The following is an 18,590-nucleotide window of genomic DNA, read 5'->3' on the forward strand; positions in this document are numbered from 1 at the left end:
TCGGAGGTATCATGAACCGCATCATCCTCACCCCTGCCGCGCCGCCGCCCGCGGCACTGGCCGAACTGAAACAGTGGCTGGGCATCACTCTTTCCGCAGACGACACCCCGCTGGCCCTGCTGCTCGCCACCGCGATGGAGGCTTGCGAGGCGTTCACCGGCCTGATGCCGCTGGAGCAGGGCTGCGAGGAAGTGCTGCCCTCCCACGCCTGCTGGCAAGTGCTGGCGACCCGCCCGGTGCAAGCGATCGTCAGTGTGGAGCAGATCGCCGGAGACGGCACGCGCGAAACGCTGGCGTCCGATCGCTACGAGATGGAATTGCGTGCGGACGGCTCCGGGCTGGTCCGCCTGCGCTTTCCCCAGTCGGGCCGGGTCGCGGTTCGCTTTGCCGCGGGCCTGGCGGCGGACTGGGATGCCCTGCCCGAAGCCTTGCGCCACGGCATCGTCCGCCTCGCCGCGTACCAGCATCGCGCGCGCGAGGATGCGGGCGCAGCGCCGCTGCCGCCTGCTTCGGTCGTCGCGCTGTGGCGGCCATGGCGGCGGGTGCGCATCGCATGAGCGCGCAAGTCCCCGGCTTCGACGCGCTCGTCCGCCGCCTTCAGGCCCGCGCCGTGCGGCTGGCCCAGGCGCGCCGCTCCACCCGCCGCCCCAATCGCTGGCACGAGGCTCGCTGGCGGGAAGCTCGCTGGATCTGGCCTCTTTTTACGAAAGGATAAGCCATGGAAGTGCCCTTGCGCGCCGCACTGATCGCCTGGCTGCGGGCCGATGCCGCGCTGACCAGCCGCCTCAACGCCATCGTCGAGGAAGCACCTTCGCGCACCAGCCTGCCCTGGCTCGCCCTCACCGCCAGCGCCAGCACCGACTGGAGCACCAAGACGCAAGCGGGCCGCGAAGTGCGCGTGGCCTTCGAACTGCACGCCCGGAGCGATGCGCCGGACGGCATCGCCGATCTCGTCGCGCTGATCGAAGCGCGTGTCGCCAGCCTGCCGCGAATGCAGCCGGACTTCACGGTGGTGTCCGCCCGCTTCCTGCGCGCCCGTGCCGAACAGCGTGGCGAAAACCGCCGCGCCACTCTGATCGAATACGTCTTTCGCGTGCTCGCCCCCTCAACAGGAGACTGACCCATGACCGCTCAGAAAGGCAGCGCCTTCCTGCTCAAGATTGCCGATGGCGCGATACCCGCCGTCTATCAGACCGTCGCCGGGCTGCGCACCACGCAGATGAGCGTGACCGGCGAAAGCGTGGTGATCACCAACAAGGCCAGCGCGGGCTGGCGCGAACTGCTCTCCGGCGCGGGGGTGCGCACCGTGTCCGTCAGCGCGGCGGGCATCTTCCTGGGCAGCGCGGCCGAAGCCAAGGTGCGCGCCAATGCGCTGGCGGGCACGCTCGACGATTACGAGCTGTCGTTCGAAGATGGCGAAAAGCTGCGCGGCCGGTTCCTGGTGCAGCGGCTGGACTATGCCGGCGATTTCAACGGGGAGCGCAACTACACGCTGCAGCTGGAAAGCTCTGGCCAAGTGGTGCCGGCATGAACGCGGTCCCCAACCCCCACCGCGGTGAGGCGGCCCTGCCGTTGGGCGACCGCACGCTGACGCTGCGCCCCAGTTTCGGTGCGCTCTGTGCGGCCGAGGAGGAATTGGGCCCGCTGTTCGCCTTGGTCGAACGCGCCAGCCGTGGCGAACTGCGGCTGCACGAGATGGCCAGCCTGTTCTGGCACTGCCTGACCGAACGTGACGGGTGCGATCGCGAGGCTTTGGGCGAAGCGGTGCTGGCGCTGGGCCTTGCCGCCGCCGCCGTCCCCTTGCGCGCGCTGTTGCACCAGATCCTGCGCGGCCGCGAATGAGCGAGCGGTTCGCCCCGGTCGCGGTGGCACTGAGCGGGGTGGCCGCGCGGCATCTGGGCTGGCGGCCGGACGAGTTCTGGCGCGCCACGCCCGTGGAACTCGCCACCGTGTTGGCGCCGCTGGTGTCCGAGGATGCGCCCGGGATCGATCGCGCGCTGGTCGAACGCATGATGGAGCAGGACCATGGATGATGAAATCGAAACGCTGCTGGTCGAAGTGCGCGCCGGGACGGACGGCTTCGCCCGCGACGTGGAACGGATGCGTGCCAGCGTGGATGGCAACCTGATCGCAGGCTTCAATCGTGCGGGCGATGTGCTGGAGCGCGGCCTGACCGGGGCGATCCGCAAGGGCAGCCTAGGATTCGACGACTTGAAACGCGTGGCCCTGGGCGCGCTGGACGCCATCGCGGCGCAATCGCTGAAAGGGCTGCTGGGCGCCGGTCTGGGCGGGGGGCAGGCCGGCGCAGGCATCGATCTTGGCGGTCTGACGGGATCGCTGCTGGGCCTGCCCGGCCGCGCGACCGGCGGCAATGTCGCGCCGGGGCGGGGCTATATGGTCGGCGAGCGCGGGCCGGAGGTCTTCGTGCCGACCAGTGCCGGACGAATCGAGCCGACCGCTTCGGCGGCGCGCGACGTCCGCGTCTCGATCAACCTTAGCGCCCCCGCCGGAACCAGCGCACCGCGATCCTTGCAACGCTCCTCCCGCCAAGTGGCAAGCGCGGTGCGGCGGGCTTTGCTGAGCTGAAGCAGGCCGAACCCCTCCACCGCCAATCCATTCATCTGTTTTGAAAGGTCTACCCGATGCCGTTCTGGCTCGCCGACAAACGCGATGGGCAGCAAAGCGACTGGATCCAGCGCTTCGACCCGCGTTTCTGGACCGTCAACTTCCCACGCCCGATGATGGCCAGCGTCATCTCCACCGCGCCTGACGCACTGCGCCTCGATCTGGCGTTTTTGCGCAAGGCGGACCTGGCGGGCCTGATCTGGGAAAGCGAGGACCGGCTGGACCACCCCCTGCTTTCCTATGCGACGCAGCGGGACTATGCGCATGCAACGCTCACCTTTCGCTGGCGTTCGGCGGGGGTGATCGCGCTGGATGCCGTCAATGGCCCGACGCTGACCATCGAAGGCCGCGACCAGAGCGGGGCCGCGCGCACCTGGTACGTTCGGCTCTGGAACTTTGCAGATGGCACGCCGGAAAACGCGCTGGTCACGCTGCCATTCTCGGCGTTGGAGGGCGGCTTCGCGCTGCCTGCCGACGCCGATCCCGTCTGGCCCGGTGCGATCGACCGGCTGTTCATCTCCATCGCGCCGCCCGGCTATGAGGGGGCGAGCGCCGACCCCCTGCCCGCCGAGGTAGAAGGCTGGGTCGAGCTGACCGAAATCCGCTGCACCGGCGCGCGGGCGATGCTGGAGATCGGCGACGTCATGATCGCGCCGACCGGCCTTGCCATCGCCACCGGCTTCGATGACGAGGGCGTGCAGACTCCGGCCCGCCTGCTGCGCAACGTGCGCCAGCTCGGCTATCGCGGATCGGTGGTCCATTATGTGGGCATGAGCCACTATTTCCGGCTGGCTCAGGCCGATAGCGCGTTCCTGGCGGGCAGCACCGCCGATCCTTTGAACACGCCGACCCGCGCCTGGCACCTGGCGTTCTTTGCCGAGTGTGCGCGGCTGGGCTTCAGCCCGATCGCCTCGCTATCGTACGAAGTGCTGGCGCAACATTGCCCGCCCGCGTGGATGCAGCGCGATCTGGCGGGGCAACCGGCGCTGACCGGATGGAGTCCGCCGTCCTCGCTGCTTTCCCCGGCGAACGGTGCGGCGATGGCCTGGCTGCAATCGGTCGCAACCGCCTTTGCCCAGCTGATGCGCGAGGCGGGGGTGCCGGTGCGCTTCCAGATCGGCGAGCCGTGGTGGTGGACGTTCGGCGATGGCCGCATCTGCCTCTACGATGATGCCGCCCGCGCCGCCTTCGGGGGCGATCCGCCCGCGATTCCGAACCTACGCGCACCGCTCACCGCTGCGCAAAAGGCACTGCTCGATGCGGCGGGAGCGCTGCTGGCGCAATCCACGGCCGCGGTGATCGCCGCCGTCCGCGCCGCCGTCGCGCCCCAGCCGGTGGAAGCGCTACTGCTGGTCTTCACGCCCACCGTGCTGGACCCGGCGACACCCGAGGCCCTGCGCGCCAACCTGCCGACAGGCTGGGCCGCCCCCGCCTTCGACCGGCTGCAGGTGGAGGACTACGACTGGCTGACCACCGGGGCCGACGCCCACCGCCGCGCCGCCTACGCGCTGGTCGACGCGCGCCTGGGCTATCCGCCGCACGCGCAGGACTACTTCGCCGGCTTCGTCCTCAATCCCGCACAAAACGCTCAGTGGTGCGCGATCGATACCGGGATCGACGAGGCGATCACGCGCCAGCCGCACGAAATCGTCGTCTGGGCGCTGCCCCAAGTCGCGCGCGACGGCTTCACACGCCATCCCGCCTCAGGAGACACCGACATGCAGGCCTTCGACGATGTGCCCTATCCCCTTGCGCTTGGTCGGGATGCCAGCGTCAGTCCCGAATTTTCGACGACCGTGGCCATGACCGCCTCCGGGTTTGAACGGCGCAACGCCTTGTGGTCCGACGCGCGGCTGCGCTTCGATGTGGGGCCGGGGGTGCGTTCGGAAGCGGAGATGGGCACGCTGATCGCCTTCTTCCGCGCTCGTCGCGGACCGGCGCGCGGCTTTCGCCTGCGTGACCCGACCGATTTCAGCTCTCGCGCGATGACCGGCATGCCGACGATGGTGGACCAGATGCTGGGCCGCGGCGATGGCTTGCGCACCGCGTTCCCGCTGGTGAAGCGCTATGGCGTGGGCGAGGATGCGCAAGTCCGGCGGATCACCCGGCCGGATGCAGTGTCCGTGCTGGTCAGCGTCAACGGTGCGGCGGCCACAGGCTGGTCGATGGAACCGGGCGGCGTGATCCAGTTCGTCGCGCCCCCAGCCCCCGACGCGGTGGTGCGCGCCGGGTTCCTGTTCGACGTGCCGGTACGCTTCGCCGAGGATCGCCTCGACATCTCCGGCGCGGCCTTTGCCGCAGGCGAGGCCCCCAGCGTCCCCATCGTCGAAGTGCGGGAAGCGGCATGAGCCGGATCTGGTTTCAGCAAGCGCTGGAAACCGTGGCCACGTTTTGGCGCATCCATCGCCGCGACGGACTGACTTTCGGGTTCATCTCGCACGACCGCGACATGTGGCTGGACGGCGTGCTCCACCGCGCCGCGCCCGGCATGGTCCCCTCCGCCGTCCGCCGCAGTGGCGGGCTGGACGATGATAGCGCCGAGGTTTCGGGCGTGCTGACTCATGATGGGATCAGCGCGCAAGACCTGGCGGCGGGCAAGTTCGACGGCGCTCGCGTGCGGATCGGCCTGGTCGACTGGGAAACGACCGAGCGCGAAATCATCTGGGTCGGCACGCTGGGCGGCGTGACCCAGGAAGACGGCGGGTTCACCGCCGAGCTGGCCTCACGCAAGGTGGAACTGCTGCAGGATCAGGTGCCACGCACCAGCCCGGCTTGCCGCGCGGTGTTCTGCGGGCCGGGCTGTCATCTCAACCCGGTATTCTTCACGCACGAAGCGACGGTCGCGACTGTAGACGGCGAGGACGGAACGCTGGTCCTGATCGCGCCCGTTGCCCCCGAACGGCTGGCCGGAGGGACCTTGCGCTGGATCGACGGCGCGCACGCGGGTGAGACGATGCAGATCCGCCGCGCCGATGCCGAGGGCGCGGTCATGCTCGATCGCCCCGTCTCTCATGCGGTCGAGGGCCAGCGCGTGATCGTGCGCGAGGGTTGCGACCATTCGCTTGGCACCTGCAGCACCCGCTTCGCCAACGCCGCCAATTTTCGGGGCGAGCCGTTTCTGCCGGGGAACGACCTGCTGGCGCGATACCCGGTGCCCGCGACATGACCGAAGTGACCATGACCGGTGAGAGCCTGACCGGAAAAAATCTGGCCGCCGCGGCCTCCCGCTTGGCCGGTACCCGCTTCGCACCGCATGGACGCGATCCGGCGACAGGGTTGGATTGCCTGGGCCTGCTGCTCGCGGCGATGGCGGCCTGTGGCGAACGCCCAGCCCTCAGCGCGCACTACAGCGTGCGGCGGCGCGGTGAAGCCGATGCGCTGGCCACCGCCATGCGCCTGGGCCTGATCGACGCGAACGGCCCGGTCGAGCCGGGAGACGTGCTGCTGGTCCGCTGCTCGCCGGTCCATGTCCACGTGCTGATCGCGCTGGGCGGCGACCGCTTCGTTCACGCGCACGCCGGGCTCGGCAAAGTGGTTGTCGGCGCCCGCGACCCGGATTGGCCGCTGCTGCGCCACTGGCGCTTGTCTCCTTCCGCTTGAGGATTTCGACCCATGGCTACCCTTGTCTTCAGTGCCGTCGGTACCGCGCTGGCCGGGCCGCTTGGCGGCGCGATCGGCGCCGTGGCGGGTCGCCAGTTCGACACCGCCTTGTTCGGCCCGGCCCGGCGGGGGCCGCGCCTGCGTGAGTTGGAAGTCACCCTTTCCAGCTACGGCCAGCCCATCCCGCGGGTCTTTGGCCGGATGCGCGTTCCCGGCGCGATCATCTGGGCTACCGAGCTTCAGGAGCATTCCGAAGTGACCGGCGGCAAGGGCCAGCCGGCGACCACGCGATACAGCTACACAGCCAATCTCGCCGTGGCGCTTTCCAGTCGCCCCATCAAGGGACTCGGCCGCATCTGGGCGGACGGCAAGCTGCTGCGCGGCGCGGGCGGCGATCTCAAGGTCGGGGGAGTGCTACGGTTGTATACCGGCGGCGAGACGCAATTGCCCGATCCGCTGATCGCCGCGCAGGAAGGCGAAGCTGTGTGCCCGGCCTTTCGCGGCCTGGCTTACCTCGTTTTGGAGGGGCTCGAGCTGTCCGATTTCGGCAACCGCGTTCCCTCGATGACGTTTGAGGTCATCGCCGATGAAGCGGTGCGACTATCCGATCTGGCCGAAGATCTCGAAGCCACCATTATGGAAGACGACAGCCTGGGCGGCGTCACCGGCCTGCTTGTCGACGATGGTATCGCCAGCACATTGTCCGATCTTGGACGGGTGTTCCCGATCACGCTGGATGCCGCCGGATCAATGCCGCGCCTGCGCATTCCGACACCCGCCGCGCCGATGCAGGACGCCGCGCTGCTGGATGCTCCGTCCGTCGCCATGGAGGACGATAGCTTCGGCAGGCAAAGCGGAAGCCGCCGACACCGCGCCTCGGCCAGCAGCCCCGCATCGCCGGTGTTGCGCTTTTACGACATCGAGCGGGATTTCCTGCCCGGAACGCAACACGCCAGTGGCCGCGCTGTGATAGGACAACCCGAACTGATCGAGCTACCCGCTGCGCTTTCGCCCGCCCAGGCCCGCGTTCTGGTGGATCGCGTGGCGCAGGAGGCGGATGGCTTGCGTGATCGCCTGGCATGGCGAACCACGACGCTGGATACGGCGATCTCGCCGGGCACGATTGTTCGTCTGCCCGATCAGCCGGGCCGCTGGCGGGTGGAAAGCTGGGAATGGCGTGAAAGCGGCGTGGAGCTGGAGCTTGTGCGCGTTCGCGTGGCCACGCCCGAGGCGTCCACCCCGCCGCCCGGAATGTTTCCATCGCCGATCGATGCCCCAGCCGCCAGCACTGCCCTCGTCGCGCTGGAATTGCCATGGGATGCCACCTCCGGAATGGCCGATCGGACCCGCCTTGCCGTCGCGGTCGGCGCGACGAGCGACAACTGGCGCGGCGCGGCGCTCTACGTCGAACGGGAGGGCGGCCAGTTGCAGCCGCTCACCACAACGTCGCGGACCCGCGCGGTGCTGGGTGCGGCCCGGGACGTTCTCGCTCCCGCCAGCCCTTTGCTGTTGGACCGGGCAAGCCTTGTCACTATCGAACTCACCGCGCCAGACCAGATGCTCCGCCCTGCCGATCTCGCAGACCTCGATCGCGGGGCCAACATGGCCATCGTGGGGCAGGAGGTCCTCCAATTCCTCTTTGCCGAGCCGCTGACCGGTGGGCGATGGCGTCTTTCCGGGTTCCTGCGCGGCCTGGCCGGGACGGGAGGCGCCATCACCACACACGTCAGCGGGGAACCCTTCGCCTTGATCGACGAGCGCGTGACGATCATCGACAGCACGGCGGCGCAGTGGGAGGACGCATCCCGCGCGCTCGCGATCGGCCTGGGTGACGTGGCCCCCGCTTCCTCGCCTATTCTTCTGCCGGGCATCGCCCATACTCCGCTGGCACCCGTCCATCCGCGGGCCGTCCTCCTCGCGGACGGCGGGTTGCAACTGTCCTGGACCAGACGCGCGCGTGGCAACTGGCGTTGGCGCGATGGTGTGGATGTCCCCCTTTGCGAAGAGGCCGAGCGCTACCGCGTCACGATCGAAAGCGACGGTGAAATCTATCGCGTCTGGATGACGACAGAACCGACCCTTCGGATTTCGTTCGAGGACCTTGCCGATCTCCGCCTCATGGCACCCGGCGGCGTCTTCCATGCTCGCCAGCAGGGCACCCACACGCTCTCCCCGCCCCTCATCCTCGCGCCCCTCCTATGACACCCCCTCGCTCGCCCTTGGAGACTGAAATGTCCGACCCCGCCATGTTTCCCTCCGTCACCCCGCGCCATGCCTTGCCCCTGCTTTTCACCTCGCAGGCGCAAAAGGAAGTTTTCCACAATGAGGCTCTGGCGCGGATCGACGCGCTACTGCATGCTGCGGTGGAAGGAAAAATCGACACGCCTCCCGCCGATGCCGAAAGCGGCAGGGCGTGGCTGGTCGGATCGGCACCCACCGGGGCATGGATCGGCCACGAGAATGAGATTGCCCTGCGCCAGTCCGGCCAGTGGATCTTCGCGACACCTGTCGCAGGCCTGCGGATCTTCGATCTCGCAGCAAAACAATTCGTCGTTTTTACAGACGCTTGGCAAAAAGCTGACGCAGTTGCGGAACCAACCGGGGGGTTAACTGTTGATAGCGAGGCTCGGGCCGCTATCGGAGCGCTGCTCTTGGCACTCCGGGCTGCTAGTGTCTTACCGTCCGTCTGACGGCAGTGAATGTAACAGGGGCTTTTTGTGGTGTTCGCAACGCAGTTTTGGCAATGCGAACAGTCTCATGGGGCTCAAAACGTGTCGTTATTGCAACAGTCGCTGTCAACGTGCGCTTGCGTGCGTTCAGGCGAAGGGTTAGACACCCAAATACTCGGTGGCTCCAAATCTCTGTATAGGGGAAATCTATGAGGAAACTCGTTATTGGCTTGGCGTTGGCAACTACTGCCATCGCCACGCCTTCGTTCGCACGTGACAATGCATGGTACATCGAAGGTGGCTTCGGTGCGATGATTGTCGAAGATACTCGTTTTGACATCGCTGGCGTAAGGGATGCCGGCACGCTGGACTCCAAGACCGGCTATGATGGCGGCGTTTCGATCGGTTACGACTTCGGTGCGTTCCGTCTTGAAGCAGAAGGCAGCTATCGTCGCGCCAAGGCTGACCAGTACAGCACCATTGCAGGCGCGAACTTCGCACCCGCAGGTGCCCCGGCTGGTACTTACGACGTACGCGGTCACAGCAGCGCCCTTTCGGCGATGCTGAACGGCTTGCTGGACTTCGGTGCTGACGATGGCCTGCAGGGCTTCGTTGGTGGCGGTGTCGGCGTTGCTCGCATCCACCACGATGTGATCTACCCCGGCTTCACCGTGTTCGACGACAACGACACCGGTTTCGCATGGCAGGCCCTCGCCGGCATCCGTGCACCGATCGGTCCGAACGTCGACATCGGCCTGAAGTATCGCTTCTTCAACGCTCCTAACGTTGACATGACTGGCGCGTTCGGCGCTCCGATTGAATCGCGTTGGCGCTCGCACTCGCTGCTGGGCACGATCGGCTACAACTTCGGCGGTGCCGAAGCTCCCCCGCCGCCGCCGCCGCCGCCGCCGCCGCCGCCGCCGCCTCCTCCCCCGCCGCCGGCTCCGGTCTGCAACAAGGGTCCGTACATCGTGTTCTTCGACTGGGATAAGTCGGACATCACGCCTGAGGCCGCGACGATCCTCGACAGCGCCGTCAGCGCTTACGGCAGCTGCGACAGCGTGCCGATCATGCTGGCCGGTTACACCGACCGTTCGGGTTCGACCCAGTACAACCAGGGTCTGTCTGAGCGTCGTAACTCGTCGGTCCGTTCGTACCTCACCAGCCACGGCATCCCCGATGGCTCGATCTCCAGCCAGGCGTTCGGTGAATCCAACCCGCGCGTCCCGACTGCAGACGGTGTGCGCGAACTGCAGAACCGTCGCGTTGAGATCACTTACGGTCCCGGCTCGGGCATGTAAGCGAACCGGCAACGGTACAAAGATCGGGGGTCGGAGAAATCCGGCCCCTTTTCTTTTTGGCCGCTCAACCCACTGCGTCAGCCACGATCAGATTTAGACCGAATTGCGATAGGCCCGCGCCAGTAACGCAGGGGAAATCATTACAAGCTGAGTGAATACGCCAGCAATGACCGCCCGGAAACTATCCGGGGGTACGGTGGATAGGATTTAAATCGTCACGCAGCGTAACGCGTGGAATCCGTCAGCCCCGCATTGGCAAAGCCCGCCCGGCGCAAACGACAGCTATCGCACTCACCACAAGCCAACCCTTCGGGCGTGGGGTCGTAACACGACCAGCTCATTGCCGGATCCAGGTTCAGCCGTGCTGCCTCGGTCGCTATCTCCGCCTTCCCCATGAATTGCAGCGGCGCATGGATCCGAAAAGCTTCACCCTCGTCGCCCGCCTTGGTGGCCAGTTCAGCCAGGCGTGCGAAGCCCTGAATGAACTCAGGCCGGCAATCCGGATATCCTGAATAGTCCAGCGCATTGACGCCAATGAAGATGTCCCTCGCCCCTAGCGCTTCCGCCCACGCCAGGGTCAGCGACAGAAACACCAGATTACGTGCCGGCACATATGTCACCGGGATCTCGGAGCCGACACCATCCTTGGGCACAGCGATATCATCGGTCAGAGCCGATCCGCCAAATTGCCGCAAGTCCAGCGGAAGCACGACCTGCCGCGCCACCTCAAGGTGAGCCGCGATTGCTCGAGCGGCGTCCAACTCACGCCGGTGGCGTTGGTTATAATCGATAGTAAGCGCGTTCACGGCATAACCCGCCTCGCGAGCGAGACCGGCCACGACCATCGAGTCCAATCCTCCGGAGAGGAGAACGACGGCGGGCCGTCCCTCAGCTTTTTCCAATTCAGGCATGGAGCGGTCTTAGGCCTTTCGTTCGGGCCGCGAAAGCTCCCTCAACGGCGACAACTTCCCACGCGCCGCGCCTCTGCGGAAAAGGCGAAAGGAAGTCCTTTGGAAATACCCTGCGTATCGATCTGGACGAGGCTGGGGGATTCACGCCGTATCTGCGTCCGACCATATCCCCGCCCACGGCACGTATACTGCACAGTGATCTGACTATCGGTATCTTCGACCGCGATGCGCGAACAGACCTCACCGGGGTGCCGCAATTGAATGAGCCGGCGACCATCGCGCAAACAGATATGGCGCGGAACACCCGCCCCGTCGCGTTCTCGCAGCTCCCAGTCTCCCGGCTCCAGGCGATCCAGCATGGCCAAGGGTCGAACCTGCGCCAAAACGCCGCCGCCATACACGCCCCCAGCCAAGCCCAGCGCAGCCGCAGCAGTCATCAAGACCATTTTGAGGGACATGAACGGATGAGTTCCTGAGGATTTTTTGAAACTAGCAGCTAAAATCCGCCGGTGCCGATAAATATCATCGGCGCAGCCGTTGGCCAAGCGTTCGATAAGACAGCCGGGTAAGCGTTTCTGCAGACTCGGTGATTGGGATATTGGTTTCCAATGCCGCACCTGCAAGGCTAGAGCGCCTAGGTCATCTTTCCAAGCCAATAGTGGCGCACCACTCTCGCAAGCTGCAGTCTCAGCACGAGTCATCCTTCGCTCGCAACAGGGCGGATTTCGGTCATTCGTCTCGACACCATTGGGCGAAAAGAAGGGCCGCCCAAGAAAAGCCGTGTAATCCCGTCCAGGCGGCGGATGCGAAAATCCCAAATTTATATTTGGCGGGGGGACGAAACCTCGCGTTCGCTTCGTTCTGCCATGAGACCCGTCGATCGGTGTGGCGCAAATGGCACATCATGACAGAATTGAGTATTCGGTAGCATTCCAAAGCAACCAAGGTTGTGCAAGGGCCGTTCGGCATCTGAATTTGAAGGTTCAAGGAGCATTTATGAAGAAGTTTCTCACACTCGCCACCGTCCTCGCGGCTGGTATCGCAGCGCAGCCTGCTTTCGCGCAGGACGACACCGCTCCCGTGGTCGCCGAGAACGGTACTGCGTTCCGTGGCGTGCGTCTCGAAGCGAACGCCGGTGGTGACCGATTCATGTCTGAAGGCAACCACAACGACAAGTTCGGCTACGGCGGCACCGTCGGTTTTGACGGTCAGATCGGCGAGAAGCTGGTGATCGGCGCCGAGGGCAGCTTCTGGACCCCGGGCAAGGGCAACGAGAATTGCACCGGCTTGGCCAACCGCAACTCGATCTGCCACAAGGCTTTCCAGGAGTGGGGCGCTGCCGTGCGCGTCGGCTACCTCGTCACCCCGCAGTTCCTGGTGTTCGGCAAGGGCGGCTACGTTAACCGCGAGCAGCGCCGCCGCATCGACGGTCCGACCGGCACGCAGCTGGTCTACGATCACTACAACGCTGACGGCTACCAGGTCGGTGGCGGCGCCGAGTTCACGCTGACGCAGGGCCGTGCGCCGATCTACGTGAACGCACAGTATGTGTACTCGAACTACCACGGTCACTCGTCGGCACAGCGCCTGATGGGCGGCGTGGGCATCCGTTTCCGCTAAGTCGCGGCAAGCGAGACCAAGACAGGCCCGGCCGGCGCTTCATCGCGCCGGCCGGGCTTTTCATTTGCGGCTCATGAAGGCGGCGAGCCCACTGGTCGTCACCACAGGCCCGATCCAGTCGACATACTGGTCCAGCGTCAGCCACACCCGGCGATCGAACGGTGCCCACCACGGCATGTTAGCCCGCAGCCCCGCACCAAACATCTCGATCCAGCGATATTCAGCCTGGGCGATCTCACGCCCAATGAAATAGCCCGAAGCCAGCGCGGCCCCCGTCCACCACCGCCCAGTTGAACAGCCGATGATCGCTTGAAAGACGATCGCGGCGAGTGCATGTTCCAGATACATCATGCTTTCCTAACGCCTGCGCGGCGGCGATCGGCGTGACTAGCCCTTCGGCATTCATGCAGCTTGGGGTGAGAAGGGCAAAGATTGACGATTTTGAGGCCAGCGAATTTTTCAAGCGAGTCGTCGCGTAATCTGATCCCGGAGGCGTGGCCTATTTTCCGCGCGGCACTGCTGGTGGAGAAGCATCGACAGTACCGAGCCAGAACACGCCGTCGTAATCAGCGTCCGTATTGCTAGCCGATCGTTCTGTCAGAGCAATGAAAGGCGCGCGCTTGTAATTGGCGTTCGCGCGTAGTGGATAACTAGCACATGCAATCGCGTCGTTTGAAATCTCTTCTTTCGGTTTCGGCTGCACTCCCGGCTTTAATTGACAGTTCCAAGTCGTTCCCCCTGCGGTCTGCATGTTGAGAGTGATTACGGCAGAGGGTGAGCCAAGCTGCATCGCCATTGGCTCAAATGCTATCCCCGAGCGCTCTACCGGACGTTTACGGGCATGGATGTTACCCACGAGAATGAGTACATAATCGTAGGCTTTGGCCGCCTCGGCAGTCCTTATATTTTCAGCTTGAGCCGCTTCGTGAGGCCCCTGGGCAGGCAGGTGGGAAAACCGACGCGTCTGCGCCTCATCCTTTGCGCCGTTGAAGGCCACTATATCGATTGCATAACCATTTCGGGCTAGGCCATTTAAACGCACCAGAAGAGCTAGCATCGCCTCACTAGCGACACCGTCCGCGCGTCCGGCCCAGCCAGCTTGCTTAAGCTTGGCCGCAAATGCTGCTTGCGGTAATTTCCAGGTTCGCTGGAAAGCCTCATTCTCAGTTGAGGAATGCTCAATAGCGAGCAGAACCCGTTTTCCCTCTGCGGCTAACCCACAAGCCAGGTCACCGATGAATACCGGAGCCTGCTTCGTCCCGTGTATCTCGCCGAAGACAACGAAGCGCGGTTTGCGGGCCGCGATCGTTTCCCAGCCAAGGGGGGGTGCGCATTCCGCTGGCATAGCCGCCTTGGGCGATTGATTATGCGCCTCAGCAAAAGCCGATGATGCGACAGTGCCTGACCACGCTGATGCTCCGAAGGCAGCAAAACCTACAGCCGTCATGATGCGCACCGTCAAATCTCCTGCAGAACAAGTTCCCGGGGCTTGCGACCAACGTAATGTTTTCTGAATGTATGTCCGCTTCAGAACGCCATGATCAACAGTTTCGATGACCGCTGCTGAGCGCATGCGGCCATTGCGGAATATACACTTTCTGGTGGAAATCGGAAACTGATCGCCGTTCGCAATGATGCGACCAGACGATGATCTCCTCAGCAATGGACGGACGACTGGGGACAGAACGCTACAAAGCTCTCCATTTTCTTGTGCGGGCGGCTTTGGGGGTAAGTGTCCGCTTATGAGGCCCTCTCGTCACTCAAGGCCGAGCTATGGATCCCGCTTCTCGTCCCGATGCGTGTTGCGTCGTCGTCACTGGAATGGCGAAGTCGGGCGTCTCTGATTTCGCCTTGAATAAATCCTCAGCGACGCCGCGCCTAGATCGCTTTCGGGTCCATCGGAGTGCGGATGCCGACAGGCCGCCAGGGTTGGCCAAGGCGGTGTTCCCATTTGTCCCGCGCGCGCCAAATCCAGTTGATCCGGCGTTCGGCAAGACCGGGCACGCTCAGCAGATCACCGCCCAGCCATGGCAGGAACGGGTTGCGCCGGGCATAGGACCATAGCTCTACCCGTTCGCCCGGCTTCATCGCCGCACCGCGCGCGTGAAAGCCCAGGGTATCGGCTACCACCAGCGTGTTGCCGCGCACGGTCAGCGCCTCGGCGGGTTCCAGATGCATCGCCGCCAGGTCCTGATCGGTGACGCGCGGCGATCCCCTGGCAGAGAGACGATCGATCGTGTTTGGTTCTGACAGGCTGCGTTGCCGTTCCCACGCGATCCGTTCAGGCGTGAAGCGGTGCGATCCGCGCACGAATGTAAAGGGCCCCTGGTCCGCCTCCACCGGATTCAGGAACAGCCAGGCCTTCAGCGAGGAGTGGAACGTGTCGGCATGCAGCGCTTCTTGCGGATCGGCTTCATTCGCGCCGTCGCGGCTGACGATCGTCTGCACATAATGCAGCGGGGTGATGCGAAAGCTGGCCACATAGTGCAACAGCGCCACCAAGTCCTTGCGGGCGAGCAGGGCATGCAAAGCGGGGATCGCAGCGAGCATCGCCGGATCGATCGCCATGCGGCGCGTGATGGCATCCCCCTGCCGCATCTCACGCGCGGGGCCTTGGTAAGAGAGGATCGCGGCGCGCAACGCGGCGAACTGGGCCGGTGGCACCACGTCCTCGATCATGACGAAGCCGTCCCGATCGAACGCTTCGCGCCAGGCGGGCGGCACTTTTCCGGCAAGCCGCCGCCTCCGCCACGCGGTCATTCCCGCAGCCAGCTTCACCCGGCCGACGTGCAGCCCCAGCGCATTGAAGCGCGTGGAACCCAGGATCGGATTATCAAGGAAGCTTTTGGCAGAAGTAAGCAGCTGGAGCGTCCACAACGGGGCCAGCAGGGCGGTCTTGAGCTTTATCACCGGTCACCACGCGATGGCATCGCGCGCCCCGAATCTTATGGTCGAAAACCCGTTCATCAACCGGCTGCGGACTTCACCACCGCGTCGATCGCCTGAAGACGCGCCACCAAGGGCTCAAATTGATCGAGCGGCAAGGCGTTGGGCCCATCCGACAAGGCCCGGTCAGGATCGGGGTGGGTTTCCATGAACACGCCAGAAACGCCCGCAGCAACCGCAGCCCGCGCCAGCAGCGGCACGAATTCGCGCTGTCCGCCCGAACTGTCTCCCAAGGCACCCGGCTGCTGCACCGAATGGGTGGCGTCGAACACCACCGGGCATCCCGTTTGCGCCATGATCGCCAGCCCTCGCATATCGGAAACCAGGTTGTTGTATCCAAATGACGTACCGCGATCGCAGACCATGAACGCATCAGGATCGTGCCCGGCGGCGGTGGCGGCGTTGCGGGCCTTGGCCACGACTTGCGCCATGTCAGCCGGGGCCATGAACTGAGCCTTCTTGATGTTCACCGGCTTGCCGCTGGCGGCCACGGCGATGATGAAATCGGTCTGGCGCGCCAGGAACGCCGGCGTCTGCAGGATATCCGCGACTTGCGCCACCGCTGCGACTTGTTCCGCTTCGTGCACGTCCGTCAGGATCGGCAGCCCGGTAGCATCACGCACCTTTTCCAGAATGCGCAGACCTTCGTCCATGCCGGGGCCGCGAAATGACCGGTCAGAGCTGCGATTGGCCTTGTCGAACGAGCTTTTGAAGATCACCAGCAAGCCTCGCCGCTGCGCGATCTCGGCCAGCGTATGTGCGACGGATAGCACTAGTTCCTCGCTTTCGATCACGCAGGGACCAGCGATGACGAACAAAGGCGACGTGGCATTTATTTCGCAGTTGCGGAATTTCATTCGCCTAACCTCAAAATTCCAGCAAGATTATGATTTCCCAATGAATATACTTCAAATGAGAAACCACCGGCTGCGATGTGCACAGGCAACTTTCCTTGGGGCGAAACGAAACGACTGGCAATCCCTTAAGGCTTCCCGTATCCGCTGTTTCAATCTTGCGCTCAGCGTAAGTTGTTAAATATACGTAGAACTGAGCTTATGATAGCATCGCAGGTGTTCTCCACGCGGTCCTCCGCCTCCGCCCTCAAGACTCTCGACATAGAGATGAAAGCGCTGAGCAGATTGCGCGATGCAATACGCTCCCCGCAGCTGGGCATGGCCGTAGAAGCTGCGATCCAGGCCATCGTGGAAACGCCCGGTCGGGTGATCGTCACCGGCATGGGTAAAAGTGGGCATATCGCCTCCAAGATCGCCGCCACCATGCGCTCTACAGGCACCTCGGCGCTTTACCTGCACCCCGGTGAAGCTAGCCATGGCGATCTGGGCATCATCACACCGGAAGACATCGTTCTGGCCATCACCTGGTCAGGTGAGACGTTGGAGCTAGGCGATATCCTGCATTATTGCCGCCAGCGCGGGATAAAGCTGATCGTCGCCACGGCCCGCGCCGAAAGCACTGCCGCCCAGGCCGCCGATATCTGCCTGGTCATGCCCCAAGTGCGTGAGGCGTGCCCAAACGAATTGGCGCCTACTTCGTCCACCACTTTGCAGCTGGTCCTCGGCGATGTCCTGTCCGTTGCACTGATCGAAGCGCGCGGCTTCACCTCCTCGGATTTCCGCATGTTCCATCCCGGCGGACGCCTGGGCGCGCAGCTGCTGGAAGTGGGACAAATCATGGGTACCGGAGAGGCTGTGCCTCGCGTGCATAGCCACGCCTCGGTCAAGAGCGCGACGATCGAGATGAGCCTGAAGCGCTATGGCTGCACCGCCGTGGTGGACCAAGCCGGCGTGTTGGTGGGCGCGTTCACCGATGGTGACTTGCGCCGCTGCATCGCGGTCCACGATCTGAACGACACGATTGGTCTGCACATGTCGCCCCGCCCAGTCACCGCCAGCGCACAAACCCTGGCTTCCGAGGCGTTGCGACTGCTGAACGAGAATGCGGTGTCGGTGCTTTTTGTGGTGGAGGACGGCGGCAAGCTGACAGGGATCGTCCACATGCACGACATCGTGCGTGCCGGGGTCGTCTGAGCGGGCACGCGAAGTTGTCAGAAATGCCCCGCGATCTCATCGTCGTTCCTGCTCGCTACGGATCGACTCGGCTGCCGGGCAAGCCGCTCCTGAAGATTGCCGGACGAAGCCTTTTGGAGCGCGTGGTGGCTGTGGCGCGTAAGGCGGCCGATCTGGCCGGCCACTGTGATGTTGTGGTGGCAACCGACGATGCACGTATCGCCGAACACGCCAGTGCCATCGGCGCTGAAGTGGCGATGACCGAAGCTAAGCTGGATTCAGGCTCTGCCCGCGCCTGCGCTGCGGCACATGCGCGGTCTGATCTCCCCGCGCTGGTGATAAACTTACAAGGTGATGCGCCATTCGTTTCACCCGACGTTGTCGCCGGTCTGCTCGCCACCTTGCGCGATGGCCATGCCGACGTAGCCACGCCGGTGTATCAGCTTAGCTGGGATCGCCTCGACCGATTGCGGCAGCACAAGCAGACATCACCTTTCAGCGGGACGACTTGCGTGCGCGACAAAGACGGCGTGGCGCTCTGGTTCTCGAAAACGATCCTGCCAGCGATCCGCGATGAACAGAACTTGCGATCTGCAAGCCCCATGTCCCCCGTCTGGCAGCATCTTGGTCTCTATGGCTATCGGATGAGCGCGCTGGACTGGTTTGCTGCCGCTTCGCCAAGCCGTTACGAACAGCTAGAGGGGCTGGAGCAACTGCGTTTCCTGGAGGGCGGCAAGACCATCGCAACCGTCGCGGTTGATCAGCCGACTCATGCCATGTCAGGTATCGACACGCCATCCGATCTGACACTGGCCGAGGCGACGATCGCTAGATTGGGTGATCCGTTTCCGGCCTGAAGGCGAGACTGGCTTTCTAGGGCATAGCACGGCT

At 64.4% G+C, this 18,590-nt stretch carries 22 protein-coding genes; 16 read left to right on the forward strand and 6 right to left on the reverse strand.

Annotation, left to right across the window (positions count from 1 at the left end; translation table 11 throughout):
• Positions 1-11 precede the first annotated feature (11 nt).
• The 13 genes from GGR39_RS01465 (at position 12) to GGR39_RS01525 (ending at position 10,195) form a co-directional block, all read left to right on the forward strand.
• Positions 12-557 (forward strand): head-tail connector protein, encoded by a 546-nt coding sequence (locus GGR39_RS01465; protein ID WP_183615569.1) that lies wholly within the window; start codon positions 12-14, stop codon positions 555-557.
• The gene (locus GGR39_RS01470) at positions 554-715 is read left to right on the forward strand and encodes a hypothetical protein (RefSeq protein WP_183615570.1); all 162 of its coding nucleotides are present in this window, start codon (positions 554-556) and stop codon (positions 713-715) included. Before GGR39_RS01465 ends, GGR39_RS01470 begins: the two co-directional genes overlap by 4 nt.
• A gap of 3 nt (positions 716-718) precedes the next feature.
• Positions 719-1,120 (forward strand): DUF3168 domain-containing protein, encoded by a 402-nt coding sequence (locus tag GGR39_RS01475; protein WP_183615571.1) that lies wholly within the window; start codon positions 719-721, stop codon positions 1,118-1,120.
• A 3-nt stretch (positions 1,121-1,123) separates the two neighbouring features.
• Positions 1,124-1,531 (forward strand): phage major tail protein, TP901-1 family, encoded by a 408-nt coding sequence (locus tag GGR39_RS01480; RefSeq protein WP_183615572.1) that lies wholly within the window; start codon positions 1,124-1,126, stop codon positions 1,529-1,531.
• Positions 1,528-1,842 (forward strand): gene transfer agent family protein, encoded by a 315-nt coding sequence (locus tag GGR39_RS01485; protein ID WP_183615573.1) that lies wholly within the window; start codon positions 1,528-1,530, stop codon positions 1,840-1,842. The genes GGR39_RS01480 and GGR39_RS01485 overlap by 4 nt, the downstream gene beginning before the upstream one ends.
• Positions 1,839-2,033: a phage tail assembly chaperone gene (locus GGR39_RS01490; RefSeq protein ID WP_058736318.1), complete on the forward strand. Its 195-nt coding sequence runs from the start codon at positions 1,839-1,841 to the stop codon at positions 2,031-2,033. The genes GGR39_RS01485 and GGR39_RS01490 overlap by 4 nt, the downstream gene beginning before the upstream one ends.
• Positions 2,026-2,586 (forward strand): tail tape measure protein, encoded by a 561-nt coding sequence (locus GGR39_RS01495; RefSeq protein WP_183615574.1) that lies wholly within the window; start codon positions 2,026-2,028, stop codon positions 2,584-2,586. Before GGR39_RS01490 ends, GGR39_RS01495 begins: the two co-directional genes overlap by 8 nt.
• Before the next feature lie 56 nt (positions 2,587-2,642).
• Positions 2,643-4,973 carry a DUF2460 domain-containing protein gene (locus GGR39_RS01500; RefSeq protein WP_183615575.1) on the forward strand — a complete coding sequence of 777 codons (2,331 nt, stop codon included), beginning with the start codon at positions 2,643-2,645 and terminating at the stop codon, positions 4,971-4,973.
• Complete coding sequence (locus GGR39_RS01505; RefSeq protein ID WP_183615576.1) at positions 4,970-5,791, forward strand: DUF2163 domain-containing protein; 822 nt, start codon at positions 4,970-4,972, stop codon at positions 5,789-5,791. Before GGR39_RS01500 ends, GGR39_RS01505 begins: the two co-directional genes overlap by 4 nt.
• Positions 5,788-6,225: a hypothetical protein gene (locus GGR39_RS01510; protein ID WP_183615577.1), complete on the forward strand. Its 438-nt coding sequence runs from the start codon at positions 5,788-5,790 to the stop codon at positions 6,223-6,225. Before GGR39_RS01505 ends, GGR39_RS01510 begins: the two co-directional genes overlap by 4 nt.
• 12 nt (positions 6,226-6,237) lie before the next feature.
• Positions 6,238-8,427, forward strand: coding sequence for a phage tail protein (locus GGR39_RS01515; protein WP_183615578.1), 2,190 nt, complete (start codon positions 6,238-6,240; stop codon positions 8,425-8,427).
• 29 nt (positions 8,428-8,456) lie between these two features.
• Complete coding sequence (locus GGR39_RS01520) at positions 8,457-8,915, forward strand: DUF2793 domain-containing protein (RefSeq protein ID WP_183615579.1); 459 nt, start codon at positions 8,457-8,459, stop codon at positions 8,913-8,915.
• A 188-nt stretch (positions 8,916-9,103) separates the two neighbouring features.
• Positions 9,104-10,195, forward strand: a complete 1,092-nt coding sequence (locus GGR39_RS01525; RefSeq protein ID WP_183615580.1) for an OmpA family protein — start codon at positions 9,104-9,106, stop codon at positions 10,193-10,195.
• A gap of 215 nt (positions 10,196-10,410) precedes the next feature.
• Here GGR39_RS01525 and queC read toward each other — a convergent pair whose 3' ends face one another.
• Together queC and GGR39_RS17450 are read right to left on the reverse strand one after the other, a co-directional pair.
• The gene (gene queC, locus GGR39_RS01530) at positions 10,411-11,106 is read right to left on the reverse strand and encodes a 7-cyano-7-deazaguanine synthase QueC (RefSeq protein WP_183615581.1); all 696 of its coding nucleotides are present in this window, start codon (positions 11,104-11,106) and stop codon (positions 10,411-10,413) included.
• Between the two features lie 41 nt (positions 11,107-11,147).
• On the reverse strand, positions 11,148-11,807 hold the full coding sequence (locus tag GGR39_RS17450; RefSeq protein WP_343055745.1) for a hypothetical protein: 660 nt from the start codon (positions 11,805-11,807) through the stop codon (positions 11,148-11,150).
• Positions 11,808-12,102: 295 nt separating this feature from the next.
• Between GGR39_RS17450 and GGR39_RS01540 the strand changes: the two genes are divergently transcribed.
• Positions 12,103-12,726: an outer membrane protein gene (locus tag GGR39_RS01540; RefSeq protein WP_058735718.1), complete on the forward strand. Its 624-nt coding sequence runs from the start codon at positions 12,103-12,105 to the stop codon at positions 12,724-12,726.
• 60 nt (positions 12,727-12,786) lie between these two features.
• On the opposite strand, the gene GGR39_RS01545 is transcribed toward GGR39_RS01540, so the two are convergent.
• The 4 genes from GGR39_RS01545 to kdsA all read right to left on the reverse strand — a co-directional run bounded on the left by GGR39_RS01545 (position 12,787) and on the right by kdsA (position 16,529).
• Entirely contained in the window at positions 12,787-13,077 is a 291-nt protein-coding gene (locus tag GGR39_RS01545) for a hypothetical protein (RefSeq protein ID WP_183615582.1), read from the reverse strand.
• Between the two features lie 148 nt (positions 13,078-13,225).
• The gene (locus GGR39_RS01550; RefSeq protein ID WP_183615583.1) at positions 13,226-14,182 is read right to left on the reverse strand and encodes a hypothetical protein; all 957 of its coding nucleotides are present in this window, start codon (positions 14,180-14,182) and stop codon (positions 13,226-13,228) included.
• Positions 14,183-14,604: 422 nt separating this feature from the next.
• Entirely contained in the window at positions 14,605-15,636 is a 1,032-nt protein-coding gene (locus GGR39_RS01555) for a phytanoyl-CoA dioxygenase family protein (RefSeq protein WP_343055746.1), read from the reverse strand.
• 56 nt (positions 15,637-15,692) lie between these two features.
• Entirely contained in the window at positions 15,693-16,529 is an 837-nt protein-coding gene (gene kdsA, locus GGR39_RS01560; RefSeq protein ID WP_183615584.1) for a 3-deoxy-8-phosphooctulonate synthase, read from the reverse strand.
• Positions 16,530-16,727: 198 nt separating this feature from the next.
• Here kdsA and GGR39_RS01565 point away from each other — a divergent pair, with 198 nt between their 5' ends.
• Positions 16,728-17,720 carry a KpsF/GutQ family sugar-phosphate isomerase gene (locus GGR39_RS01565; protein ID WP_058735714.1) on the forward strand — a complete coding sequence of 331 codons (993 nt, stop codon included), beginning with the start codon at positions 16,728-16,730 and terminating at the stop codon, positions 17,718-17,720.
• A 23-nt stretch (positions 17,721-17,743) separates the two neighbouring features.
• A complete protein-coding gene (locus GGR39_RS01570) occupies positions 17,744-18,556 on the forward strand; it encodes a 3-deoxy-manno-octulosonate cytidylyltransferase (protein WP_183615585.1) in 813 nt (270 codons plus the stop codon).
• Positions 18,557-18,590: the final 34 nt, after the last annotated feature.

This window comes from Novosphingobium fluoreni (assembly GCF_014196615.1).
Classification (GTDB): domain Bacteria; phylum Pseudomonadota; class Alphaproteobacteria; order Sphingomonadales; family Sphingomonadaceae; genus Novosphingobium; species Novosphingobium fluoreni.